The sequence below is a fragment of the Heyndrickxia sp. NPDC080065 genome (assembly GCF_050281185.1).
Taxonomy (GTDB): Bacteria; Bacillota; Bacilli; order Bacillales; family Bacillaceae_C; genus Heyndrickxia.
Window position 1 is genome coordinate 202168 of sequence record NZ_JBNNWS010000002.1, and the last position, 24748, is coordinate 226915.

Below are 24748 nucleotides of genomic sequence, written 5' to 3' on the forward strand. Positions count from 1 at the left end.
ATATCAAAATGTTATTCTATAATAGTAATTGATAATTTAATAAAAAAATCCTCATCAACCGATGGGGTAGAGGTCGCGGCTATTAAGAGTAAGACGGACGAGAAGCAGAAGATTTTATTGACTCCGCCTGAAAGGAATAGCTGCCGAAGCTTATACAAATCTCTGGATGTATAGGCTGGGGCTGTTTCCAAATAGGGACAGAACTGTCACGTTTATTGATTCCAAATAAACGTGTTGAGCTATCTTCGGAAGGTATGATGCGGAGTGTTAATAATGCCGTCGATCCTTTTTCGTCGGCATTTTTTGTTTATTCCCCGACTCCTTCCAATATCTTTTAAGGAGTGTAAAACCACATGCAAACACAGCAAGAACAACATGGAGTTCAACAACTTAAACGTAATTTAAAATCCCGGCATTTAACAATGATTTCACTTGGAGGTACGATTGGGACAGGCTTGTTTCTAGCGAGTGGCGGCGCAATCCACACAGCTGGACCTGGCGGGGTAATTGTATCTTACTTATTAATAGGAATAATGGTTTATTTTTTAATGACAAGTTTAGCCGAAATGGCTGCCTATATGCCAGTAGCTGGAACCTTTAGTACGTATGCTACTAAATTTGTGGATCCATCACTTGGGTTTGCTCTAGGCTGGAATTATTGGTATAACTGGGCGATTACGATTGCTGCAGAATTATCTGCCGTTACAATTATCATGAAATTCTGGTTTCCACATACACCATCCCTAATATGGAGCAGTATTTGTTTAGTTATTATGTTTCTATTAAATTATTTGTCTGTTAAAGGGTTTGGTGAGGCTGAATTTTGGTTCTCTCTTATTAAAGTAGTTACTGTAATTGTTTTTATTATTACTGGATTTTTAATGGTGTTTGGAATTATGGGCGGCGAACCTGTCGGATTAAAAAATTTCACTATTGGTGATGCCCCATTCCACGGTGGGTTTATGTCCATGCTTGGTATTTTTATGGCTGCAGGGTTTTCCTTTCAAGGAACAGAGCTTCTTGGAGTAGCCGCTGGAGAAAGCGATAATCCTGAGAAAAATATTCCAAAAGCTGTTCGTCAAGTATTCTGGCGTATTCTTTTATTCTATGTTTTAGCTATCCTAGTTATCGGTCTTTTAATTCCTTATACAGATAAAAACTTAGCGACTGAAGATGTAGCAATGAGTCCTTTTACCATTATTTTTGACAAAGCAGGAATCGCTTTTGCTGCTTCCGTTATGAATGCAATTATTCTTACTGCTGTTCTATCTGCTGGTAATTCAGGTATGTACGCTTCAACTCGTATGCTTTGGGATCTCGCTCGCAATGGCAAGGCACCAAAATTTTTAGCTAAATTAAATAAAAACGGTATACCTGTAAATGCTTTAATTGTCACTGCTTTGGTCGGAACCCTTGCCTTTCTAGCTTCATTTTTCGGTGATGGAGTCGTTTATGTATGGTTATTGAATGCTTCAGGAATGTCAGGATTTATTGCATGGCTTGGAATTGCCATCAGTCATTATCGATTCCGAAAAGCTTATGTAGCTCAAGGAAAAGACTTAAATGATTTACCTTACCGATCAAAACTCTTTCCATTCGGACCAATTTTTGCTTTTGTCCTTTGTGCATTTGTCATTTTAGGACAAAACTACTCTGCCTTTATGGGGGCACATATTGACTGGACTAATGTTTTAGTATCCTATATCGGATTACCGTTATTTATAATCGTTTGGTTAGGATATAAATTGATTAAAAAGACAAAAATCGTTCCGCTTGAACAATGTGATTTTAATACAGACCAGAGGTAATAAGAAATCCTCTAGCCGATAGGCGCTGGAGCTGGACAACGCAGACACTTTTCGAAACTTACACCCTTAAAAATTTTATACTTTCATACCTTTTAATGAAGGCCGTCTTTGACGGTCTTTTTTACTTTTCCCATAAGTATTCACTTTCATCAAATAAACATTATGGAATAAAGAAGCTTATACTTTCAAAACATATACATAGGAAAGGAGTGGGTATTTTGGCGAAAAATACGATTCGATTAACAAGCGCTGAAATTAGCGGACTTTGGACATCGTATATGAATAACACAATGGCTTGGTGTCTTACCGTTTATTTTCTTCATCATGTAAAAGATAAGGAAATAAAAGCAATTCTTCAAAAATCATTAAAAACAACTACTTTACGAATCGAAAAAATTACCGAAATTTTTTCAAGTGAAAATATCCCCATTCCTGATGGATTTACTGATAAAGATGTAAATTTGCATGCGCCACCCCTCTTTTACGATCCTTATGCCCTTAACTTTGTATATATCACGGGTAGAATGGACTTGATTTTTTATTCATTTGCAATTGGAAATATTGCAAGGCTTGATATCATTAACTTTTTTACGGAAGCAATTCAGGACGCGACTAATTTATATAAAGAAGCAACTACTTTACTATTATCTAAAGGACTATATAATCGTGCTCCCAGCATTCCATACCCGACAACAGTAAAATATATTCAAAAGCCATCATATATAAATGGACTAATTCATACATTCAGGCCATTAAATGTGAATGAATTAACTGAAATATTTTTCAACATTGAAAGAAACTATTTTTCTGTATTACTTTGTATTGGTCTTATACAAGTGGTTGAAGATAAGGAAATTAAAAACTATCTAAAAAAAGGGAAGAAAATCTCTGAAAAACAAATTAATTTTTTTCAAGATTTACTAAAACAAGAAGGTTTTTTTGGAATTGTTTCCAATAACATAGAGGTAACCGAGGCAAAAATATCGCCTTTTTCTGATAAGTTGATTATGAACCTTTTTAATTCACTAAACTCTATGGACATTACCCTGATTGGTCATGCTTTGTCAACATCATTAAGAACCGATTTATCTTTGGAGTACAGTAAACTCATTGTCGAAATCCTTGCTTATGCCGAAGACGGTTTTAATCTACTTGTAGAAAGACAGTGGCTTGAAGAGCCTCCATCCGCACCTAATCGGAAGGAGCTGGAGAAATAGTTTTTCCACATTCATTAAGAAATCCGCTAGCCGATAGGAGCTGGAGCTAGACACAGCAGACACTTTTCATGTCTAATATCCTTAGTAAATTTTATGCTTTCTTACCATTTTAAAAAAAGTAGGCTCCTTTTCTAAGGAGCCTACTTTTTGTTAAAATTGAACTTTTTCTTCTAAAAAGCTTTTTAATTCTGCGATTGGAAGTCGAGTTTGCTCCATTGTATCTCGGTCACGAACGGTTACCATATGATCTTCTTTAGAATCAAAGTCATATGTGATACAGAATGGTGTACCGATTTCATCTTGACGACGATATCGTTTTCCGATTGAACCTGTTTCGTCAAAGTCGACCATGAAATGCTTAGCTAAATCAGCAAAGATTTCTCGTGCTTCATCAGAAAGCTTCTTCGATAACGGCAGGATTGCTGCTTTATATGGAGCAAGTGCAGGGTGCAAATGCATGACTGTTCTTGATGTACCGTCTTCTAACGCCTCTTCTTCATAAGAATCAATGAAATAAGCAAGTGTTACACGATCTGCTCCAAGAGATGGTTCAATACAATATGGGACAAAACGCTCATTTGTTTCTTGATCTAAATAAGTAAAATCTTCACCTGAAAATTGCATATGCTGCTTTAAGTCATAATCGGTTCTTGATGCAATTCCCCAAAGCTCTCCCCAGCCAAATGGGAATTTATATTCAAAGTCTGTAGTAGCGTTACTATAGTGGGAAAGCTCATCTTCCGAATGATCACGAAGTCGAAGATTTTCTTCTTTTATTCCTAATGTAAGCAGCCAATTCTTCGCAGATTCCTTCCAGTAGTCAAACCATTTAAGCTCTTCACCTGGTTTACAGAAGAATTCCAACTCCATTTGTTCAAATTCACGTGTACGGAATGTAAAGTTACCCGGTGTAATTTCATTTCGGAAGCTCTTACCAATTTGGCCAATACCAAATGGAAGCTTTTTGCGCATTGTTCTTTGTACATTTTTAAAATTCACAAAAATTCCTTGCGCTGTTTCAGGTCGAAGGAAAATTTCATTTGTGCTTGTTTCTGTTACACCTTGGAATGTTTTGAACATTAAATTAAACTGACGAATTCCAGTGAAATCCTTGCTTCCACACTCTGGACAAGCAATGTCATATTCCTTCATAAGTTCTTCCATTTTATCAAAAGGAAGACCGTCAACAACGATTTCTGTTCCTTTTGCCTCAGCTGCATTTTCAATCAGTTTATCAGCACGATGTCTTGCTTTACATTGTTTACAATCAATCATCGGGTCATTGAAATTTCCGATATGACCAGACGCTTCCCATGTTCTTGGATTCATTAAAATAGCTGCATCTAAACCTACATTATATGGAGATTCTTGAATAAACTTTTTTAACCATGCTTTTTTAATGTTATTTTTTAGCTCCATACCAAGAGGGCCGTAATCCCATGTGTTTGCAAGACCTCCGTATATTTCCGATCCCGGAAACACAAATCCACGATGTTTGGCATGTGAAACGATTTGTTCCATATTTACTGACATATGCATTCTCTCCTTTTTTTAAATGTACAAAAGCGCAAGCGCCTTGCTCATCGGCGTACGGATTTCGTAGTCTTCGACTGAGATAAAGGAAACACGGTGAGGTAGTTCACGAGCCGATGTTGACTTATCGTAGGGAGGAGACGAAGAAATCCGCTAGCCGACGGCTGCTTGCGCTAGACGGAAACCTCGCTCTTCATAAAGTTATCCACAGTGCGAATATTTTATAATTTCCTAAACGACAAAAAAGCTCCCGTTCCCAGGCTGTTAAGCCTGGGGACGAGAGCTGTGCTCACGCGGTTCCACCCCAGTTGATGCACAAAATGTACATCCACTTTCCAATAACGACTCCAGATTGCCTTTTCACTGATTCTCTTATCAGGCTTGCACCATCCCTGATTCGCTATCTAAGAGGATACTTCAGTTACTATTGATCCTTCAATGCCGTCAATATTTTTAAGATTATATTACATAAAGGTATGGAAGAAGTCAATGGACGGGTTAAAATTGTATTTGACAACTTTTAGTTTATTTATTATACTTACTTACAAAAGGTAATTAAATATCATATTTTTATTCAAGAGCGGTCCTATATATCACTGTAATAAAAGAATTTTTAAAGTATTAAAATAATATTGACAGCACAAACGAATAAAAATATAATTTATATAAATCATTAACTATAATAAATAAACTAACTTACATTATGTTATTAAAATGGAGGTATTTAAAATGACAATTTCAAAATGGGCAATTGATTCAGTACACAGCAGTGTTGATTTTTCTGTAAAACATATGATGGTTTCAAAAGTAAAAGGTACATTCCATCAATTTAATGCCGTTGTTGAGGCAAATCCTACTGACTTAACTACAGCTACTATTGACTTTAATATTGATGTTGAAAGCATCGATACTCGTAATAATGATCGTGACAACCATTTGCGTTCTGCTGATTTCTTTGATGTAGCACAATTTCCAAAAATGACTTTCAAATCTTCTAAAATCGTAAAAACAGGTGACGATGAATATAATGTAACAGGTGATGTTACACTTCACGGAGTTACTCGCCCAGAAACTTTCTCTGTTACATTTGAAGGTTTAGCAAAGGATCCAATGAGCGGGGCTGAAAAAATTGGATTTAGCGCAAATGGAAAACTTAAACGCAGTGATTACGGTTTAACTTGGAATGCAGCATTAGAAACCGGCGGCGTACTAGTCGGTGACGATATTAAAGTTTCTATTGAAATTGAAGCTGCAAAAGAAGCTTAATCAACTTCAGACAAAAAGGTGTCAACCGGCACCTTTTTCTTTTTGGCTCATTTCGTAAATCAAAAATCCTATATCAAAGTATTTAGGGACAAACCTCTAAGAAAAGATGCCTCGAAACTAGATATGATTAGGATTCTACATACTGTACGAAATAGTAGCATGTAAAAATCAGCAAAGATTTTACAAAGTAAATATCAATTAAGATTTTTATATTATTTTGGAAAACACCCTTATTTATTTACAAAACAGTGACATGCAGGTCATTCACTTGACGTTGCAAATCATCTTATGTAAAACTAACGATAATACCAAACTATAATGTTAAAGGTGTGCAAATATGGCTAAATCAAAAAAGAAAACAAATACGAATAAATCTGGCAGCTCATTTTTTTGGATTGTAGTTATTATCGCCGTCGGTCTACTTACGTTAATCTTTTTTCTAGGAAACAAGTCTTCTGAGCCTACTAAAGATAAAGCCTTTGATTTTGACTACAGCAGCCAACCATTCGAAGGTGATGAAAAAGCTCCTGTAAAAATTGTTGAATTCGGGGATTACAAGTGCCCAATTTGTAAGGATTTTAACGAATCTGTCTACCCTGTTATTCAAAAGGAATTAGTTGACACAGGTAAGGCGCAATTTTATTTCATGAATTTCCCATTTATTAATACCGACTCTACTCGCTCAGCAGAATTTGCAGAAACGGTTTATAAAGAGCTCGGTAACGATGTATTTTGGGAATTTCACCATCTTCTTTATAGCAAACAACCACAAGACCAAAAATACGAAAAAATGGATTACTTTACTGAAGACTTCCTTAAGAAAGCATTAGCTGAGGTTGCCAGTGATAATGATGTCAAAAAGGTTGTAGATGCTTTTCATAATAAAGATTATGTAGAGGCTTTGAAAAAGGATCAATCTTACGTAGAAAAATTAGGCATAGACTCAACTCCAACACTATTCATAAATGGGAAGAAATTTACCGGTAGTAACTTCGGTGAATTCATTCAACAAGTGAAAGACGCAGCAAAATAAGATAAATGTAAAACAGGTTAGATATCTAGCCTGTTTTTTTGTGCTTTGGCGTTGTTAAACAATATTGTTGTTTCTAATAAAACCCTGTATGGTATGCGTTCAGCTAGTTTTACTTCGTAAAAAAATCGCTTCACACATACCATACAGGTCATTTTTTCAACAATATCCTTTAACAAAATCTATGCTTTAGCTAACTTTGTTTTTCATAGGTTGTTTTTGGATAGATTGCTGTTTTTCGGATAGATTCTCAGGGCTAGAATAATTTTGTTACGTGCTCTTTTCCCTATATAATAAGTCTTTAATTTCAATGGGGCGATAAACTAGAACCGTAAAAATCCTAGTTCCGATTTTTACTTGATCTAAAAAACAACAAAGTTTAAGAAAAGAGCCTTTTCATAAAATTCTCAAAGGAATACATACTAAATGCGTATTAAATTTTATTCTTTCATTTGTACAACATTTTTAAGATACTTTAAAAGTATTTGCTTGAAATTAAAACGATAGGAATGAACAACAATCTTGCTCTAGACCCACCAATACTGGGTTTGTTATGATTACAAAGGATGTTTTCGTAATGATTTTTATGATTTCAAATAGATATTTAAAATTTCAATTCAAAGGTGCCTAGTATAGAAAAGAGCTATTAAGAGATTGATTTTGATTGGAGTGGTATATATTGGGGATGAGAGAAACAGTTGCTCGGAAAATTGCTTGGATAAGCGTTTGGAGCAATATTTTATTAACTGTAGGAAAGATGGCTATTGGTTGGTATGCACACAGTGACGCAGTATTTGCAGATGGAATTCACTCGGCAGCTGATGTTTTTGCCTCTATTATTGTCCTGTTAGTAATAAAAATAGCAAATAAACCGGCTGATAAAGAACACCCATATGGACACGGAAAAGCAGAAGTGATTGTTTCAGGTATTATTGGGATATTATTATTATTTGTTGCTATTTACATCGTTTATGAAGGAATCACCGGCTTCTTCCATCCGATTGAAACTCCAACTATCTTCGCAATGTGGATCGCAATTTTTTCCTTTATATTTAAGGAGTTTTTATACCGTTCTTCCATGAAAGTGGCGAAAGCGCATAACAGTAAAGCTATTGAAGCGATTGCTTTTGATCATAAGGCGGATATTGTTGCATCCATTGCTGCAGCTATCGGTGTAATTTTATCAATACTTGGTGACAGGCTTGGAATCAGCATTTTATTATACGGTGATAAAGTTGCCAGTATTTTTGTCGCCTATTTAATTTTTAAAATAGCAAAGGAAATGTTAGGAGAGGCATTTAATATTCTACTGGAAAGAAATATTGATGGTGAAACACTGAAAGAATATGTGTCCATCATTTCCGGATTTAAGGATGTCAAACGAATCGATCGAATCCGTGCGAGAGATCACGGCCATTATATATTAGTCGATTTAAGAATCTCTATTGATCATGGTAAATCGATTAAAGAAGGTCATGATCTTGCACATGAAATTAAACATTCCTTAATGAATAAATACGACAATATTCAAGAGGTACTGATTCATTTAAACCCCTACTATTCTCCAGAAGAAGAGCGAAAACAAGACTAATTGGACTGACCATTAGTCTTGTTTTATTTAGGTTTTGGCAAATATTAATTCTATTCACTTAGGTCCCATTTTACAATGAGCCCTGCATGAGTTAATCCACCACCAAAGCCATATAAAAGAAGGGTATCCCCATTGTGCACCTTTCCTTCTTTTAATGCTAAATCCAGCGCTAATGGAATGGAAACGGATGATGTATTCCCATAATACTCCATACTCGTTAATGTTTTTTCTAATGAAAAATCCATTCTCTCACATACAGTCTCAATCATTCTGAGATTTGCGCTGTGCGGAACAAACCAATCAATTTCTTCTAATGACATATCTGCCTTTTCTAGTAATTGCTCCACGCTTTGCGGCAATGTACGGGCAACCCACTTATAAACCTCTCTCCCATTTTGAACCATTTTTCCGCTTTTCACTAATTCCTGCCCATGCATGGATGTGGAAAAATTGGTGCGGTAAACATGCATTCCACCCTCTCCATTTGTTCCTATATAATTAGCTATAAAGCTAGGGTTTTCTTCATCATACTCAACTAAAACAGCTGCAGCACCATCACCAAAAAGGATACAGGTAGATCGGTCCTGATAATCTGTTGCTTTGGATAATGTTTCTGTTGTCACAACTAAAACCTTTCTATGAAGACCTGCTGTGATCAAACCATTGGCAAGGTGTAATCCATACGTAAAACCAGCACATGTAGCATTTAAATCAAAGGCTCCTGTTTGAGGAATGTGAAAGTATTCCTGTATTTGACAAGCGACACTAGGAAAAGCATAGTCAGATGTTGTTGTTGAAACAATAATGAAATCAACATCTTGAATATTTTTCTGATAGTTTTCTAGTAAATTTTCCACCGCTTTAAAGGCAAGTGTTGAAGAAAACTCATCTTTATCAGCTATTCTCCGCTCTTTCATTCCTGTTCTTTGGACAATCCACTCATTATTTGTATCCACTAATTTTTCTAAATCAGCATTCGTTAGTTTTTTATCTGGTACATAGGTACCGATACCTGTAATACGAGCTTTAGATTTCATCATCAAGTCCCCCTTTTCTTATCACCTTGTATTAATAACTAATATTAGTACCAGGTAATAATTTTGTCAATCATCTTGATATATTAAATTTTTTATTTTTTGTAAAATTCATGTAAATAAAGAGGATTTCTGCCTATATATATGGAATGAGATCAATATTAATCGAAAGTAGGTGACCTAATGTCTGGTAGTAATCACGCAAAAGCAATTGGGGATCATCAGGAGCAGGTAATGTCTGCATGGAAGCTATTTTTTTCATTGCCAATATTATCTTGGGCTCTATATGATTTTGCCAATACCATTTTTTCTTCTAACATCAACACAATCTTTTTCCCGTTTTTCTTAGAACATACTGTTGGCGGCAATGCTGTTATGAATCAAATTGCCAGTACCTTCATTTCCTATGCCAATGCAATAGCAAGCTTCTTCTTAGTTATCTTTTCACCCCTTTTTGGCACAACCATTGACCGTACAGGTAGAAAAAGAGTCTGGATTATCTGGTTTACTTTAATTTCCGTCGCAGGTACCCTTTCAATGGGGATATTTGCCTATTATCATGTTCCTGGTCAATTGTTTAATCTTCCACTATCACTTGTTCTTGTCATTATTTCTTTTATTATCGCTAAGTTTTTTTATCATTCGAGCCTTGTTTTTTATGATTCGATGATCTCTGATTTGGCTCCAAAATCTCAACTTCCTCTAGTATCCGGCTTCGGTGTAGCAATTGGATATCTTGGAACCTTACTTGGTTTAGGCGTCTATCCTTTTGTTGGAGATGATGGCTATCATATTGCTTTTTTACTAACAGGGATTTTATTTCTTATTTTTTCACTGCCTTTGTTCTTTTTTTCAAAAGATAAGAAAATCGTAAAAAACCCTGCAGCTGGTAACTTTTTTTCAGGCTATAAGGATATCGTCGATACGTTTAAAGAAATGAAAAAATATAAAGCTGTCTTTACATTCATGATCTCGTATTTTTTCCTTAATGATGCTATTGCAACTGCAATTGCTATGATGGCGATTTATACGAAAGCTGTCGTTGGTTTTACTTCAGGAGAATTCATCTTACTTTATTTAGTATCAACTGTTTCCAGTATTATTGGTTCTTATATTTTTGGATACATTACTAAAGCAAAAGGATCAAAAAAAGCGGTACTTTATGTTGGCATATTAATGACTCTAGCCCTCTTTGTCGGCAGCATAGCAACAGTAAAATCATTATTTTGGCTGGCAGGCAGTATGTTCGGTGTCAGTCTAGGTTCCATGTGGGTATCCTCCAGAACATATATTGTTGAACTAAGTCCTGAAAATAAACGTGGACAATTCTTCGGGCTCTTCGCCTTTTCAGGTAAAGTCTCATCGATTATTGGACCCCTTTTGTACGGATCAATCACACTGCTATTTGCTGGATACGGAAACTTAGCAAGCCGTCTAGCCATGGGCTCACTGATTATTATGACGTTGATTGGGGTAGTAGTGTTATTAAGAGTAAAACAGTCTAACGAAATGGAAAAATGATATGGTTGTATTTTGAAACCACTCGAATTTCTCGGGTGGTTTATTTTGATATGTATTTGAAAAACTGATCTACATATCATTTGGGTTGTCTGCTGCTTTTTCGGATCGTTCGTTCTCTTTTTTGAGGCGTTTTCAGCTTTTTTTCGGTCGTCTTTCTGAAATTTCGGGTCGTTTACCCTCATTTGGATCGTCCGCTGCTTTTTTCGGGTCGTTCGTTCTCTTTTTTGGGGCGCTTTCAGCTTTTTTTCGGTCGTCTTTCTGAAATTTCGGGTCGTTTTTTCCGCATTTCGATCGTACTTCTATATTTAAAAAAAGTATTAAAATAAAGAAGGTATTTAACCACTTCATAGAGAAAAGTTATTTAACAATTTACGAGGAGTGATATTTATTGGTAATAAAAGAATTAACGGTTCCATTTAGAATTTTTATGGATATTGCTTTGTTAAGACGGACTCCAAGCCATCATTTAAAAAAAAGGTATATTGAAGAGGATTTAACAAAAAGAAAAGTGGGGTATCGAGGTGAACAAACTTTAAAGTACTACCTCGAATTTATTCCTGATAACGATTACTATATTTTCCACAACATTCGTTTAAAATGCGGTGTCCATATCTTCCAAATTGACACACTCATCCTCACTCCTAATTTTATTCTCATTATCGAAGTGAAGAATTATTCAGGTACATTAATTTTTGAAAAACATTCTGACCAACTTATCCGAATCTATCAAAATAAAGAAGAAATCTTTCCAAATCCAATTTTTCAAGTGCAGCGGCATCAAATTCAATTAGAAAGGTTACTTAAGCAATATAACCTTCCAACTTTACCCATTGAACATATTGTTATAATTAGTAATTCCTCTACTCAAATAAAGACTTCTCAAAATAATCTACAAATATATGAAAAAGTACTTCATCCTGAAAAAATTATTTCAAAAATGGAGGAATTAATTAATCGGTATAAGGAGATAAAAATAAAACCTCATACTTTGAAAAAAATTAGCCAGCTATTGCATAGTAAACATATTCCGGATATACCTAATATTACTAAGCTTTTCGAAATACCAAAACACGAAATAATAAAAGGCATTCAATGTCCATCATGTTTAAATTACCCGATGATTAGAAAACATGGTACTTGGTATTGTCCAATATGTCATGATACTTCAAAAGACGCCCATGCGCAGGCAATCCTAGACTATTTTCTTTTAATAGAACCTACAATTACCAATAGAAAATGTCAGGAATTTATTCTTTATTCCAACCGAAAAATTGTAACTAACCTCTTGTCCTCCATGAATCTTCCTATTTCCGGAAATGATGGAGGGAGGAAATACCTTCGCCCTCCCATCCAGTATTTTCAAGATACATTCACTCCAATATGACATTTGTCATCTCATTTTAATGACAATTTCTACTAATACGCCAACTCCATTTTTAATAAACTTAGATTATAAGTTATGGAGGTGTCACGAAATGAATGAAGTAGTGAGCGTTAGGAATGTAACAAAATCTTTTCATGATAAACATGCGGTCAAAGATGCTTCTTTTTCAATTAATAAAGGTGAGGTAGTTGCGATTCTCGGCCCGAATGGTGCAGGAAAAACGACTACAATTTCAATGATTCTAGGATTACTTCATCCTTCATCAGGAGAGGTTAAACTATTTAATCAACAGCCATCAGATAAAAAAGTTCGTGAAAAAATTGGTACTATGCTTCAAGAAGTAAGTGTTATGCACGGATTGAAGGTCCGTGAAATACTTGATTTAGTAAGACAGTATTATCCAAATCCTTTATCGCTTGAAGAACTTATTGCTTTTACAGGATTAACTGAAAGTGATTTAAAAACACGTGCAGAAAAGCTTTCTGGAGGTCAAAAACGTCGTCTCAGTTTTGCATTGTCTCTTTCCGGAAATCCAGAATTAATTATTTTGGATGAACCAACAGTAGGAATGGATATTACGTCTCGTAATCGATTTTGGAAAACCATTCAAAAGCTAGCTGATAAAGGGAAAACCATCATATTTACCACCCATTATCTTCAGGAAGCAGATGATGTTGCAAAAAGAATCATCTTATTTAACAAAGGGAGCATCATTGCAGATGGTACTCCATCGGAAATTAAAGCCAGACTTTCTAATCAATATGTATCATTTAATTCAAATTCTGAAGCAATTAATAAACTATATGGCCACTCGGTTATTTCACATATTTTTGAAAAAAATGATCGATTCTTTGTTCAAACAGATAACACTGACGCCGTATTAGCTCTTTTATTTAAAGAAAACATCGGAGCATACAATATTCAAATTGAACAAGGAAAATTAGAGGAAGCTTTCGAGCAGCTGACAGCAGAACACAAGGAGGTTATCTAAATGAAATTAATTGGATTGCAATGCAAAGCAGAAATTTTGAGAGTTCTACGAAATCCTTACTTTGTTTTTTGGTCCCTATGCATGCCTATTCTTTTCTACTTTATTTTTACAAAGGTTGTGAATACAGGAGCCGCAGATAAAAGCGTATGGCAGGCACATTATTTAATGTCAATGACCTCCTTTAGTGTGATGGGATCTTCAATTATGACACTTGGAATTCGGATGGTACAGGAAAAATCACAAGGCTGGTCAACTTATATGAGATTAACTCCCCTTCCTGATTCAATCTACTTCTTCGGACAAATGATTGGGCAATCGGTCATACATGTATTTTCAATTACAATCATCTTTATCGCGGGAGCAATTATTAACGGAATTTCCCTATCTGCCTTTGAATGGATTATGAGCGGGCTCTGGATTTTGATTGGCTCTATTCCTTTTCTCGCACTCGGCACATTAATAGGTGCAATGAAAAAAGTAGAAACAGCTGCAGGAGTAAGCAATGTTCTATATATGATCTTAGCGGTTGCAGGTGGTATGTGGATGCCTTTAGAGGTTATGCCAAAAGTGATGCAAAATATAGGAAAATGGCTTCCTTCTTATAATTTTGGAAACGGTTCATGGGAAATCGTGCGTGGGAATTTACCAGATTGGAAAAATATAATAATTTTATTCGGCTATTTGATCGTTTTCATGCTACTATCAAAATATGTAAGAAGAAAACAAGAAGCGGTGTGAGCATGAATGAACAAAATCAAAAACTCAAAAATCCAAATATTCCCGAAACAGTACGGTTTTTTTCCTTACATGTTTCTGGTCTATATAGCGTTTCCTATTCTATATCTTATTAATCAATCAGGATTTAGTAGAATATTTGGATTTGTTTTAATAAGTTTGTTTTTAGTAACCTATCGGCAATTATATTTTACGATGCAGCAAAAGGCTTTTTCATACTGGTTAGCTGTCCAAATGGCTATTGTCTTTTATTTTTGTATGTTTTATGATCCTACTTTCTTATTTATGGGTTTTTTTCCAGCTAATTTTGTCGGTTGGTATTTTGACAACAAAAAATTTAAAATTGGTTTGTTTTGTTTTGCAATAATCGAACTAATACCAACCTTCTATCATGGCTTGCTCTTTTCAAAAAGCACTTTATACTTTATACCATTTTTAGTTATTATGTTTTTATCACCATTTGGTATTCGCTCAATGAACAAGCGAATGGAGCTAGAGAAGCAGCTAGACCAAGCAAACGAAAAGATTAAAGAACTTGTAAAAAGAGAGGAACGAACTCGAATTGCTCGAGATTTACATGACACACTTGGCCATACTCTTTCACTTATTACACTAAAAAGTCAGCTTGTTGAAAAATTAACAAAAATTGATCCTGAAAGAGCTCAAATCGAGGCAAAGGAGATTGAAAAAACTTCAAGATCAGCCTTAAAGCAAGTCCGAGAACTCGTTTCAAATATGCGTTCGATAACTATTGCAGAGGAACTTATACAAGTACAGGAAATTTTAAAAGCTGCTGGTATTACCTACCACCATCAAGGGTTGACCGATACATCAGAAATCCCGCCGGTCTCACAAAATATTGTGAGTATGTGCTTACGTGAAGCCATTACCAATGTAGTGAAACATAGTAAAGCGAAAAACTGTTCCATCACAATCTTAAAAACTACTGAAAATATTCGCTTTATCGTCAAAGATGATGGAATTGGACTCAAAAATAAAGGGATAGACGGAAACGGATTAAAAGGGATGGAAGAGCGCCTTTCACTTATTGATGGGAACCTTATAATTACTCATCAAAAGGGAACGATTTTAGAAATGCAGGTGCCTATTGTTCAAGGCTGTTATCGTAACGAAAGTTCCTATTCCGTATAAATAATAAAAGGATCATAGTATAGTTTCGGGGCATCTTTTCTTAGAAAAATGGTTCTTCCTACTTGTTTTGATACTGTATTATTAAAATTTATATTCAAAAGCATCACAGTTTAAGAAAAGAGCCTTATTCAAAAATTAGAAAGGGATAGTGCTGCCATATGATACGAATTTTTATTGCAGAAGATCAACGAATGTTGCTTGGCGCACTCGGTTCATTATTGAATCTTGAAGAGGACATGGAAGTCATAGGTCAGGCGACAAACGGTGAAGAAGCGTTAACTTCAATATTAAAGCTTGATCCTGATATTTGTTTGATGGATATTGAAATGCCTGTAAAAAATGGATTAGAAATAGCGGCAGCTCTAAAAGCTTTAAATATTTCTACAAAAATTATTATTCTTACCACCTTTGCACGACCAGGCTATTTTGAACGAGCTGTTAAAATCGGTGTAGATGGGTATTTACTAAAAGATGGATCTATAGAAGAGCTTTCAGATGCCATCCGTAACGTAATCGCTGGAAAGAAAATTTTCAGTCAAGAGTTAATGTTTGATGTCATACGAGAAGAGAATCCTCTAACTTCACGAGAACAAGAAATACTCAGATTAGCTGCGGAAGGAAAAACAACTAAGGAAATAACTGCTATTCTATTTTTATCATCCGGTACAGTGAGAAACTATGTTTCGGAAATTATTCAAAAGCTCGATGCCAAAAATAGAATGGAAGCAATTAGTATCGCACAAAATAAAGGGTGGATTTAAGAAAAGCTCCAGCGCCTTGGACAGTTGCTGGAGCTAGATATGTTGCTGAAACAACTAACGATTTTCAATACTGAAATGGAAAATCGCTAGTTGTTTATTGGGTTATGCATAAAATTTCAATTTAGAAAATTAGTCTATTTAATACAATCTAAACCGCATCGATTATTGCTTAATAGCTATATAAATATCAACTTGCGCATTGTCAGGATCGGCACATCTCTCATCATAAAGTTCAAAATCTCCTGTATAGGTACGCTCAACCCCCGATGTCTCAAACCATTTCCAAATTTCAAACCATGCCATTGGTACGATATCGAATACCTTTCCTTTACTTGTAGTAAATACAGCATAGGTAGATGAAGGAACTGTTTTTACAACCAATTCTTTTGATAACTCTTCTTTATCTCTCACCAAAGTACCAATAGAAAAATCATAATCCCCTGTTACATCGCTTTCATAGTCAGAGTATAATGCAATTGTTTTACTTGAATCTACCGGATTCGGAATTCGATTAGCAGTTTGCTGGCCATAATAATTGCTCCACATTTCTGGTATTTTTCCTTCTGGAGTTACTTCTGTTGCATTATTTGTTCGTGTACTGACTCCTACAAAAGTAAAGCCTTCCTTCGTTATAAACCTTGGCTGGGTAATCGGTTCTTCCTTTCTCCATCGTTTTAAATATGGCATCGTTTTTTGTAATATCGCTAAAGCTTCCTCCTCCTTCATCCCGTCCTCAACCATAAACGGAACACAAAAGTTTATCATTTCTTCCATCGTTATATCCGGCTGCTTGAACTTCCCATCTTGATAGCAATAGATGCAATACTCCTTGTTTTTCTCCCCCGATTTTTCCGTTCCAAAAACAGAACTATCCGACATTGGCATACCACAGCTTTGACAAAAAATTTGATTCATAATAAATTACCTCCTTTTCCCCCATTATACGAACCCTAACTTGACATCCTTATGTCAGGTTTGAATTTTTTATTTTTCACTACGATCTCCATCCCCAGACGGAGAAAAAATCAAACACAAAAAGGATATAAATTATAAAAAATAGAAATATACTAATAAGAAAGAATTTTACTTTTGAAACAGAATACTTATTAGGTAGAGGTGAAACTACATATGCTTGAAAAATACCAAAAAATAACAGAAATGATGAAAGAAATAGAATTAGACTTTTACTGGAAAGATTTTAAACCGGTAGCATATTGTCTATATAACAAAGAATTCGTTTATCTTTTCAATCATCCGAATCATTCTTCTGCTAATAACGAACCCTATGTATTACCTTGGAATGAGCAATTTATAGCAGATACTTGTATTTTATTCGAGGATTATCCTACAGCTATTGTAAATGTTGAACGCTATGAAAACAGTGAAAGTATCTATTCACTCTTAATACACGAACTCTTTCATGGCTATCAATACGTAATAGAAGAAAAGAGATTCCCGAACGAATTATTAGGTGCCCAATATCCAATACAATTAGAAAATATTGATTTAAGAAATAAAGAGAGACAGCTCCTTTTTAAAGCTGTATTGGCATCGGAGAAACCATCAAAAAATAAACTATTGAACGAATTCATATTTATCAGGGAGCAGAGGAAAGACAACATTGGTGATTATGCGCAATACGAATTTCTCGTTGAAAGCATTGAAGGACCTGCCTGGTATATTGAAGCAAAGGCATTTCAGCAAGCTAGTAATCTTCCTTTTGATAAAGTGGTTAATAACTACAGTCCAACATTAATAGATAAAAAAGAATCTAACGTACATATTCGCAGAAGCTGCTATGGGTCTGGATTGTTCCTTTGCCTGTTACTTGATGAGTTTTCTACAGATTGGCAGAAAAAGTTTATGCAATCGGAGAAAACATTATATGAGTTTTTTAAAGAATTCATAGAGATAGAACCTTTACATAATATGAGTTATCAATATGATTACGAATCACAGGAGATTTTACAGTTTATCAATGAGGAAAGACTCAAAATTTTTGAGGAATTTGAAAAAAGTGATGGATTCCATCTTTTTATAGAAGGGAACCTTAAGGCTACCTCTATTGATCCAATGAACATCATATCTCATGGCAAACAATTATTACATCAAAATTTTATTAAAATACAAATTGGAGAAACAGAATATTATATTCACCAACCTGCTATAGCCCAATATACAGATGCGATTAAAAATATTAATAAATTGCATTTGAACCTAACAAATAAACCAAAAGTCTATGATGAATATATAGAGATTGACGGGATAGGAAAAATAAAAGGAATATATCGTGAGGAAGATCATTTATTATTTCTTAACGTTTAGATGGGAAGGATAGTCACTCCTTTTTAATTATAGCCTTGTTAACCAATACTGTTGTTTCTGAAAAAGTCCTGTAGGGTATGCGTTCAGCTAGCTATACTCCGTATAGAAATCGCTTCACGCATACCCTACAGGGAATTTTATCAATAATAATCATTAACAAAGCATTATTTATAAATCTCCCCCATCTTCTTCAATAATCCTCTTAATTTTTCCCTAACATGGATCGGTTCAATAACCTCAATTTGATCCATAAAACCGAGCAAAAAGCGATACATACCCTCATCTTCTGGCATTTCTGTTCTAACTATAAACCTTCCCTCCTCATCTTTCGTTACATTCTCTACTCCAAACATTTCTTCTATCATTGCTAGATCACGTGATTGAAATGTAAAAACTAGTGTAGTGATTCGTTCTGGATGATACCATTCTTTATCCCACGGCGATTCGTCAAGTTGAACTTCTTTTCTTTCAAATTCTTTTTCATCCACAGTCAATTCTTTCATTCTTGCAATCTTGAACAATCGGAACTGCTTCTTCTTTAAGCAAAAAGCATATAAATACCATGATTGCCCTTTTAAGACAATTGTATGTGGTTCTACTTCACGCTCAGACTCCTCACCGGAACTATTCGAATAGAAAAAATGGACACATACTGACGTCTCGATCGCTTTTTTCAGCATTGTCACTTTTTCTTTTAATACCGGACTCCCGCCCCACGGACTAAAATCGATAAAAATAGATTCAGGAGGCTGCTGTTCATTTGTGATACCTTTTAGTTTCTCCAAAACAGCTGACGCATGTACATCTTGATAGGATGTGGAAATACTCTTTAATGCAATTGAAATAGCATTCAGTTCATCTCTTGTTAGGACATGCTTATCCATTCTGTATCCATCAATTAACCCAATTCCTCCATTTTGGCCTTGATACGTCACAATTGGAATTCCCGCTTGATTAAGCGTATCTATATCGCGATAAATGGTCCTTACGGAAACATCAAACATTTCAGCTAGTTCCTGTGCCTGCACACGTCTTTGATTAACTAAAATCATTATAATAGCCAACAGCCTATCCAGTTTCATCGTAAATTCTCCTTTGAAAAGATAAATATCTTATCTAAATTCTACTTTAGTAGATAGTGTAAGACCATGATTCTTATAAAAATATTCATTATTAGAAAAGCGCAAGCGACGCAGCTCTAGCGTACGGATTTCGTAGTCTTCGACTGAGATAAAGGAAACACGGCGAGGTAGTTCAGGAGCCGTTGTTGACTTATCGTAGGGAGGAGACGAAGAAATTCCGCTAGCCGATAGGCGCTGGAGCTAGACATAGCAGACACTTTTCATGTCTAATACCCTTAGTAAATTTTATACTTTCTTACCTTTCAAAAAAAACCGATTTCAGCCATTAGCCAAAATCGGTTTTCATTTTTACTTCCTATGCATCTTAAACTCCAAGAAAAGTTCATTATAATGGGCGAGCATTCTTTTTCCTAAGTTAGCATATACTTCAAGTCCCTCAGCTTTATCCAAATCCGGATAAAACCGTTTGTCTTCAGATACTTCCTTAGGCAAATATTTTAATGCTCCCTCATTTGGAGTTGAATACCCCACATAATCAGCATTTGCTGCAGCATTTTTAGGATCGAGCATAAAGTTAATAAATTTATGTGCTCCATCTATATTTTTTGCTGTTTTTGGAATAACGATATTATCAAACCAAAGATTGGAGCCTTCCTTTGGTACGACATAATCAAGCTTCTCATTTTCACTAATGATTTCATTAGCATCACCCGACCAAACAACACCAACAGCTGCTTCTTCATTAGCAAGGAGCAATTTAATTTCATCTCCAACAATCGCTTTGACATTTGGCATTAGTTGATCGAGCTTACTCTTCGCTTCTTGCAGATGGGCCTCATTCGTATCGTTCAATGAATAATGAAGACTATTTAAGCCCATACCAATCACTTCACGTGCTCCATCAGCAAGAAGTATTTGATTATGCAAATCCTTATCCCACAAATCATTCCAGCTTGTGATTTTCTTTCCATTTAATAAACTTGGATTATAGACAATCCCAACCGTTCCCCAGAAATATGGAATAGAAAACTCATTGTTTTTATCAAATGGAAGATCTAGAAAACGCGGATTGATATATTTCAAATTTGGAACCTTTGAATGATCAATTGGAAGAAGCAAATTCTCTTCCTTCATTTTCTCAATTGCATACTCGGATGGCACAGCAACATCAAAGGTTGTTCCACCCTGTTCAATCTTTGTCATCATCGCTTCATTCGAATCAAAGGTTTGATAGATCACTTTAATTCCTGTCTGCTTCTCAAACTTCTTAATTAATTTCGGCTCAATATAATCTCCCCAGTTATAAACAGTTAGCGTGTTACCACCTGATAATCCTTGGGATGAATTAAGCCGGTTAATTAAGAAAATAAGGGCAAAAGATACGATAAAAATAGTTAGAAACACACGTACAAGCTGTTTCATTTCTTAACCCCCATTCCATTCGGGCGGTTATTGCGCTGATTAATAAAGTAATAGCCGATTACGAGAATAATCGTAAATAAGAAGATGAGTGTTGATAAAGCATTAATTGATAAAGATATTCCTTGTCTTGCCCTAGAATAAATTTCAACAGATAGAGTTGAAAATCCGTTTCCTGTTACGAAAAAAGTAACGGCAAAATCATCTAAGGAATAAGTTAAAGCCATAAAAAATCCCGCAAATATCCCTGGAGTAATAAAAGGAAGAACAACCTTAGATAATACATTCCAGCGACTTGCTCCTAAATCTCGTGCTGCATCAATTAATGTTGGACTCATCTCCTGCAGTTTCGGTAATACCATTAACACGACAATTGGAACACTAAACGCGATATGTGATAGCAAAACAGACATAAATCCTAATTTAATGCCAAGAATCGTAAAAAAGATTAAAAAGGACGCACCGATAATTACATCAGGACTTACGATAAGCACATTATTTAATGTTAATAACGTATTTTTCGTCCGTCTTTTTCGAACTATATAGATAGCAAGAGCACCTATGACACCAAGAATGGTTGAAAGTGCAGCAGATAAAAGGGCAATAACTACCGTATTTAAAACGATGATTAAAAGCCTTGTATCATGAAATACATCTTTATACCATTCAAGAGTAAACCCTTCAAAATCATGCATGGCTCCCCCACTATTAAAGGAGTAAAGCATTAAATAGAAGATCGGGGCGTATAAAATGATAAAAATAATAGCTAAAAACAGTTTTGAAAATATTCCTTTTTTCTTCATTCTACTCCCCTCACTTTCTATTACCTGTTAAAATCATAAAAATCGCCATCGCAATAATTAAGAAAACCGCGATTGTTGAACCCATTCCCCAATCTTGAGTTACAAGGAAATGCTGTTCAATAGCTGTACCTAGTGTAATCACACGATTTCCAGCAATTAAGCGGGTAATCATAAATAAGGACAACGCCGGGATAAATACGACCTGACATCCAGACTTTACCCCATCAATCGTAAGCGGAAAAACAACCCTACGAAAAGTCGTCCATGGAGACGCACCTAAATCTCTTGAAGCATCGATTAATGTCGGATTTAATTCTTCAAGTGAGTTGAAAATCGGCATGATCATAAACGGAATGAAAATATAAACCGCTACAAACAAGAAACTAAAGTCCGTAAATAAGATTTGCTGCGTACCAATTCCGATCCATTCTAAAAAGGAATTGGCTGCCCCGTACGTCCCAAATATTCCAATAAACGCATATGCTTTTAAAAGCAAATTAATCCAAGTAGGTAAAATTATTAATAATAGCCATAATTGTTTATGCTTTGTTTTTGTTAATAAGTACGCTGTTGGGTAAGCGACAATAAGAGAAATAGCTGTAATCAAAAATGCATACCAAAATGAGCTTAAAGTCATTTTCAAATATACAGGTGTAAAAAAGTTTTTATAATTCTCAAAAGAGAAATCCCCTTCTATATTAAAGAAGGAATAATAAAGGATGAGAAGAATTGGAGCGACAACAAAAAGAATAATCCATAATACATAAGGGATGAGATATATGTTGCGCGATCTAGTTTGCATGGTCGCCCTCATGATATGCTTCTAAACGTTTGTCAAATTCTTCTTCTGTTTCTCCAAATCTCATAACATGGATGGCTTCTGAATCAAAATAGAGGCCAATTTCTTCACCAACTACGGCCTTTTTCGTTGAATGAACAAGCCACTCATTTCCAGCCTCATCATAACAGCAAATCTCATAGTGAACCCCGCGGAATAACTGGGAATCAACACGGACCTTAAGCTTCCCTTGATCCTTTTTCGTTATTTCCAAATCCTCTGGTCGGATAACGATTTCGACCGGTTCATTCGGATTAAGTCCTTGGTCCACACACTCAAAAGACTTTCCAACAAATTCCACCTCGAAATCTCTAAGCATTTTCCCTGGGACAATATTCGATTCCCCAATGAAATCAGCTACAAAGCGGTTAATTGGCTCATCATAAATATCTGTCGGAGTACCGCTCTGTTGAATTTTCCCTTTATTTAAAACAAAAATTTCATCTGACATCGCTAGCGCCTCTTCTTGATCATGCGTAACAAAAATAAAAGTAATACCGAGACGGCGCTGTAATTCACGGAGCTCATACTGCATCTCTGTACGAAGCTTTAAATCTAATGCAGATAGCGGTTCATCTAGAAGAATTACTTCAGGTTCGTTTACAATAGCACGTGCAATCGCTACACGTTGACGTTGTCCCCCTGACATCTCTCTTATTTCACGATTTTCATATCCTTCTAAGTTGACGAACTTTAATGCTTCTTTTACCTTTTGTTGAATTTGAGAATTTTTCATTTTTTTAATACGCAGACCAAATGCCACGTTTTCAAATACATTTAAATGTGGGAAAAGTGCGTAATCTTGAAAAACCGTGTTAACCTGACGTTCATTAGCAGGAACATGGTTAATTAATTTTCCATTGAAATAGATTTTCCCTTGGCTTGGCTCTGTAAAACCGGCAATTAAGCGAAGAATCGTTGTTTTACCGCATCCAGATGGACCGAGAAGCGTATAGAATTTTCCTCTTTCAATTTCAAAGCTAACATTATTTAAGACAGGTGGGTCATCATCGTATTGCTTTGTCACTTCTTCAAAACGAATAATTGTATTTTCAGTCATAGTAGGCTTCCCTCCTTAAGTATGAATGCTCTTTTCGGAAGTTTATTGCTATTTCGTACAGAATGGAAAAATCCTAAAATTATTTTGCATCATGGCATCTTTTCTTAATAAAATGCTTCTTCCGCAAGGTTTTGATTCTCATTATTAAGATTTTCTATTCAAAAGGAAAAATAGATAAGAAAAGAGCCGTTTTTAAAGATAAGATTCTGTTGCTACAAGAAGAATTTGTGATGAGCTTGAGTCATCATTAATAATTTGATGCCTTTCTGAAGCATGATAATAAATGACTTCCCCAGCTTTCGCTGAATACACTCTTTTACCTAAACGAACGATAATTTTTCCGCTTAATACATAGGCAAATGTTTCTGATAATGATGGTTCAAATTCTTTAAACTCGCCTTTTTCTTCAAGCGTTAGAATGATCGGTTCCATTTCCTTTTCATTGGATTCAGGTACAAGCCATTGAATTTTATACCCATGCTCTTCATCGACATATTCAGTTTGGTCCTCTTCCCCATAAACTACTTTTTGCTCTAGCTCCTGTTCATCAAAAAAATCTTTTGGTGTGCAGCCAAGAACCTCTAACATATCAAAAAATGTTTCTATGGACGGAGAACTTAAGTCACGTTCAATCTGTGAAATATATCCTTTGCTTAAATCTGTTCGTTCACCAAGCTCTTCTTGAGTTAATCCCTTTTTCAAACGTAAATTTTTTATTTTTTTTCCGATTTGCATCGTTTAACCCTCGAGTCTGTTTAGTAATAGTAAACTACCAATAAATAAAGTTAACTAATACTAAACTATAAGTTTACTTCCCTAGACCATTATACATAATTGTTTAAAAAATTCAATCATGAAATTACTGTAAAAGTACTATTTTTTCTTTTTAGGTTTTCCTAAAAAGACATTAAGAAAAAACAAAATCGCTAACACTGCCTTGATCACGTCCTAGTGTAGATTGATCACTTAGGACATTTTTCGCTCTCCTTATAGGACCGTTAAAATAAAGGCAAACAAGTCCGATTGACTCCCGTTCTCGGTTTCAAATCGACTTGAACGGGAATCATAGTGCTTGGTTGACTCCCGTTCTCGCTTCAAATTACTTTGAACGGGAATCATAATGCTTGATTGACTCCCGTTCTCGCTTCAAATCACTTTGAACGGGAATCATAATGCTTGATTGACTCCCGTTCTCGCT

General features: G+C 35.3%; 21 protein-coding genes and 1 riboswitch. Of the genes, 12 read left to right on the top strand and 9 right to left on the bottom strand.

What is annotated here, in order from left to right; all coding sequences use genetic code 11:
• Positions 1-59: 59 nt before the first annotated feature.
• A riboswitch (Lysine riboswitch) is annotated at positions 60-250 on the top strand.
• Between the two features lie 103 nt (positions 251-353).
• Complete coding sequence (locus ACQKP0_RS03140) at positions 354-1808, top strand: amino acid permease (RefSeq protein WP_427404348.1); 1455 nt, start codon at positions 354-356, stop codon at positions 1806-1808.
• A gap of 218 nt (positions 1809-2026) precedes the next feature.
• Positions 2027-3025, top strand: coding sequence for a DUF3231 family protein (locus ACQKP0_RS03145; RefSeq protein ID WP_427404349.1), 999 nt, complete (start codon positions 2027-2029; stop codon positions 3023-3025).
• A gap of 150 nt (positions 3026-3175) precedes the next feature.
• On the opposite strand, the gene ACQKP0_RS03150 is transcribed toward ACQKP0_RS03145, so the two are convergent.
• Positions 3176-4558 carry a glycine--tRNA ligase gene (locus tag ACQKP0_RS03150; RefSeq protein WP_427404350.1) on the bottom strand — a complete coding sequence of 461 codons (1383 nt, stop codon included), beginning with the start codon at positions 4556-4558 and terminating at the stop codon, positions 3176-3178.
• A gap of 729 nt (positions 4559-5287) precedes the next feature.
• On the opposite strand from ACQKP0_RS03150, the gene ACQKP0_RS03155 reads away from it, so the two are divergent.
• From ACQKP0_RS03155 to ACQKP0_RS03165, 3 genes are all read left to right on the top strand, one after another.
• Positions 5288-5824, top strand: coding sequence for a YceI family protein (locus tag ACQKP0_RS03155; protein WP_427404351.1), 537 nt, complete (start codon positions 5288-5290; stop codon positions 5822-5824).
• A 337-nt stretch (positions 5825-6161) separates the two neighbouring features.
• Positions 6162-6857, top strand: a complete 696-nt coding sequence (locus tag ACQKP0_RS03160; protein ID WP_427404352.1) for a DsbA family protein — start codon at positions 6162-6164, stop codon at positions 6855-6857.
• A 682-nt stretch (positions 6858-7539) separates the two neighbouring features.
• The gene (locus tag ACQKP0_RS03165) at positions 7540-8445 is read left to right on the top strand and encodes a cation diffusion facilitator family transporter (protein WP_427404466.1); all 906 of its coding nucleotides are present in this window, start codon (positions 7540-7542) and stop codon (positions 8443-8445) included.
• 50 nt (positions 8446-8495) lie between these two features.
• On the opposite strand, the gene ACQKP0_RS03170 is transcribed toward ACQKP0_RS03165, so the two are convergent.
• Positions 8496-9482 carry a ketoacyl-ACP synthase III gene (locus ACQKP0_RS03170; protein ID WP_427404353.1) on the bottom strand — a complete coding sequence of 329 codons (987 nt, stop codon included), beginning with the start codon at positions 9480-9482 and terminating at the stop codon, positions 8496-8498.
• Between the two features lie 180 nt (positions 9483-9662).
• Here ACQKP0_RS03170 and ACQKP0_RS03175 point away from each other — a divergent pair, with 180 nt between their 5' ends.
• The 6 genes from ACQKP0_RS03175 to ACQKP0_RS03200 all read left to right on the top strand — a co-directional run bounded on the left by ACQKP0_RS03175 (position 9663) and on the right by ACQKP0_RS03200 (position 16023).
• Positions 9663-11000, top strand: a complete 1338-nt coding sequence (locus ACQKP0_RS03175) for an MFS transporter (RefSeq protein WP_427404354.1) — start codon at positions 9663-9665, stop codon at positions 10998-11000.
• A gap of 388 nt (positions 11001-11388) precedes the next feature.
• The gene (locus ACQKP0_RS03180; RefSeq protein WP_427404355.1) at positions 11389-12384 is read left to right on the top strand and encodes a nuclease-related domain-containing protein; all 996 of its coding nucleotides are present in this window, start codon (positions 11389-11391) and stop codon (positions 12382-12384) included.
• Positions 12385-12475: 91 nt separating this feature from the next.
• Positions 12476-13375 (top strand): ABC transporter ATP-binding protein, encoded by a 900-nt coding sequence (locus tag ACQKP0_RS03185; RefSeq protein ID WP_427404356.1) that lies wholly within the window; start codon positions 12476-12478, stop codon positions 13373-13375.
• Positions 13376-14113: an ABC transporter permease gene (locus tag ACQKP0_RS03190; RefSeq protein ID WP_427404357.1), complete on the top strand. Its 738-nt coding sequence runs from the start codon at positions 13376-13378 to the stop codon at positions 14111-14113.
• 6 nt (positions 14114-14119) lie between these two features.
• Positions 14120-15262, top strand: coding sequence for a sensor histidine kinase (locus ACQKP0_RS03195; protein ID WP_427404358.1), 1143 nt, complete (start codon positions 14120-14122; stop codon positions 15260-15262).
• Between the two features lie 158 nt (positions 15263-15420).
• The gene (locus tag ACQKP0_RS03200) at positions 15421-16023 is read left to right on the top strand and encodes a response regulator transcription factor (RefSeq protein ID WP_427404359.1); all 603 of its coding nucleotides are present in this window, start codon (positions 15421-15423) and stop codon (positions 16021-16023) included.
• Between the two features lie 162 nt (positions 16024-16185).
• Here ACQKP0_RS03200 and ACQKP0_RS03205 read toward each other — a convergent pair whose 3' ends face one another.
• Positions 16186-16938: a zinc ribbon domain-containing protein gene (locus tag ACQKP0_RS03205; protein ID WP_427404360.1), complete on the bottom strand. Its 753-nt coding sequence runs from the start codon at positions 16936-16938 to the stop codon at positions 16186-16188.
• Between the two features lie 213 nt (positions 16939-17151).
• On the opposite strand from ACQKP0_RS03205, the gene ACQKP0_RS03210 reads away from it, so the two are divergent.
• Positions 17152-18348 carry a hypothetical protein gene (locus ACQKP0_RS03210; RefSeq protein WP_427404361.1) on the top strand — a complete coding sequence of 399 codons (1197 nt, stop codon included), beginning with the start codon at positions 17152-17154 and terminating at the stop codon, positions 18346-18348.
• Between the two features lie 164 nt (positions 18349-18512).
• Here the strand turns inward: ACQKP0_RS03210 and ACQKP0_RS03215 are convergent, their stop codons facing one another.
• The 6 genes from ACQKP0_RS03215 to ACQKP0_RS03240 all read right to left on the bottom strand — a co-directional run bounded on the left by ACQKP0_RS03215 (position 18513) and on the right by ACQKP0_RS03240 (position 24285).
• A complete protein-coding gene (locus ACQKP0_RS03215; protein WP_427404362.1) occupies positions 18513-19430 on the bottom strand; it encodes a helix-turn-helix transcriptional regulator in 918 nt (305 codons plus the stop codon).
• A gap of 348 nt (positions 19431-19778) precedes the next feature.
• On the bottom strand, positions 19779-20852 hold the full coding sequence (locus tag ACQKP0_RS03220) for an ABC transporter substrate-binding protein (RefSeq protein WP_427404363.1): 1074 nt from the start codon (positions 20850-20852) through the stop codon (positions 19779-19781).
• The gene (locus tag ACQKP0_RS03225) at positions 20849-21652 is read right to left on the bottom strand and encodes an ABC transporter permease (RefSeq protein WP_427404364.1); all 804 of its coding nucleotides are present in this window, start codon (positions 21650-21652) and stop codon (positions 20849-20851) included. The genes ACQKP0_RS03220 and ACQKP0_RS03225 overlap by 4 nt, the downstream gene beginning before the upstream one ends.
• A 10-nt stretch (positions 21653-21662) precedes the next feature.
• Entirely contained in the window at positions 21663-22454 is a 792-nt protein-coding gene (locus ACQKP0_RS03230; RefSeq protein WP_427404365.1) for an ABC transporter permease, read from the bottom strand.
• Positions 22444-23550 carry an ABC transporter ATP-binding protein gene (locus tag ACQKP0_RS03235; RefSeq protein ID WP_427404366.1) on the bottom strand — a complete coding sequence of 369 codons (1107 nt, stop codon included), beginning with the start codon at positions 23548-23550 and terminating at the stop codon, positions 22444-22446. Before ACQKP0_RS03235 ends, ACQKP0_RS03230 begins: the two co-directional genes overlap by 11 nt.
• 192 nt (positions 23551-23742) lie before the next feature.
• On the bottom strand, positions 23743-24285 hold the full coding sequence (locus tag ACQKP0_RS03240; protein ID WP_427404367.1) for a helix-turn-helix domain-containing protein: 543 nt from the start codon (positions 24283-24285) through the stop codon (positions 23743-23745).
• Between the last annotated feature and the right edge of the window lie 463 nt (positions 24286-24748).

Coding starts and splice junctions, on each gene's coding strand:
- ACQKP0_RS03225 (WP_427404364.1), bottom strand. CDS start 21,652: ATGAAGAAAAAAGGAATATTTTCAAAACTGTTTTTAGCTATTATTTTT.
- ACQKP0_RS03175 (WP_427404354.1), top strand. CDS start 9,663: ATGTCTGGTAGTAATCACGCAAAAGCAATTGGGGATCATCAGGAGCAG.
- ACQKP0_RS03155 (WP_427404351.1), top strand. CDS start 5,288: ATGACAATTTCAAAATGGGCAATTGATTCAGTACACAGCAGTGTTGAT.
- ACQKP0_RS03220 (WP_427404363.1), bottom strand. CDS start 20,852: ATGAAACAGCTTGTACGTGTGTTTCTAACTATTTTTATCGTATCTTTT.
- ACQKP0_RS03165 (WP_427404466.1), top strand. CDS start 7,540: ATGAGAGAAACAGTTGCTCGGAAAATTGCTTGGATAAGCGTTTGGAGC.
- ACQKP0_RS03215 (WP_427404362.1), bottom strand. CDS start 19,430: ATGAAACTGGATAGGCTGTTGGCTATTATAATGATTTTAGTTAATCAA.
- ACQKP0_RS03160 (WP_427404352.1), top strand. CDS start 6,162: ATGGCTAAATCAAAAAAGAAAACAAATACGAATAAATCTGGCAGCTCA.
- ACQKP0_RS03195 (WP_427404358.1), top strand. CDS start 14,120: ATGAACAAAATCAAAAACTCAAAAATCCAAATATTCCCGAAACAGTAC.
- ACQKP0_RS03235 (WP_427404366.1), bottom strand. CDS start 23,550: ATGACTGAAAATACAATTATTCGTTTTGAAGAAGTGACAAAGCAATAC.
- ACQKP0_RS03190 (WP_427404357.1), top strand. CDS start 13,376: ATGAAATTAATTGGATTGCAATGCAAAGCAGAAATTTTGAGAGTTCTA.
- ACQKP0_RS03150 (WP_427404350.1), bottom strand. CDS start 4,558: ATGTCAGTAAATATGGAACAAATCGTTTCACATGCCAAACATCGTGGA.
- ACQKP0_RS03200 (WP_427404359.1), top strand. CDS start 15,421: ATGATACGAATTTTTATTGCAGAAGATCAACGAATGTTGCTTGGCGCA.
- ACQKP0_RS03140 (WP_427404348.1), top strand. CDS start 354: ATGCAAACACAGCAAGAACAACATGGAGTTCAACAACTTAAACGTAAT.
- ACQKP0_RS03210 (WP_427404361.1), top strand. CDS start 17,152: ATGCTTGAAAAATACCAAAAAATAACAGAAATGATGAAAGAAATAGAA.
- ACQKP0_RS03240 (WP_427404367.1), bottom strand. CDS start 24,285: ATGCAAATCGGAAAAAAAATAAAAAATTTACGTTTGAAAAAGGGATTA.
- ACQKP0_RS03170 (WP_427404353.1), bottom strand. CDS start 9,482: ATGAAATCTAAAGCTCGTATTACAGGTATCGGTACCTATGTACCAGAT.
- ACQKP0_RS03205 (WP_427404360.1), bottom strand. CDS start 16,938: ATGAATCAAATTTTTTGTCAAAGCTGTGGTATGCCAATGTCGGATAGT.
- ACQKP0_RS03230 (WP_427404365.1), bottom strand. CDS start 22,454: ATGCAAACTAGATCGCGCAACATATATCTCATCCCTTATGTATTATGG.
- ACQKP0_RS03185 (WP_427404356.1), top strand. CDS start 12,476: ATGAATGAAGTAGTGAGCGTTAGGAATGTAACAAAATCTTTTCATGAT.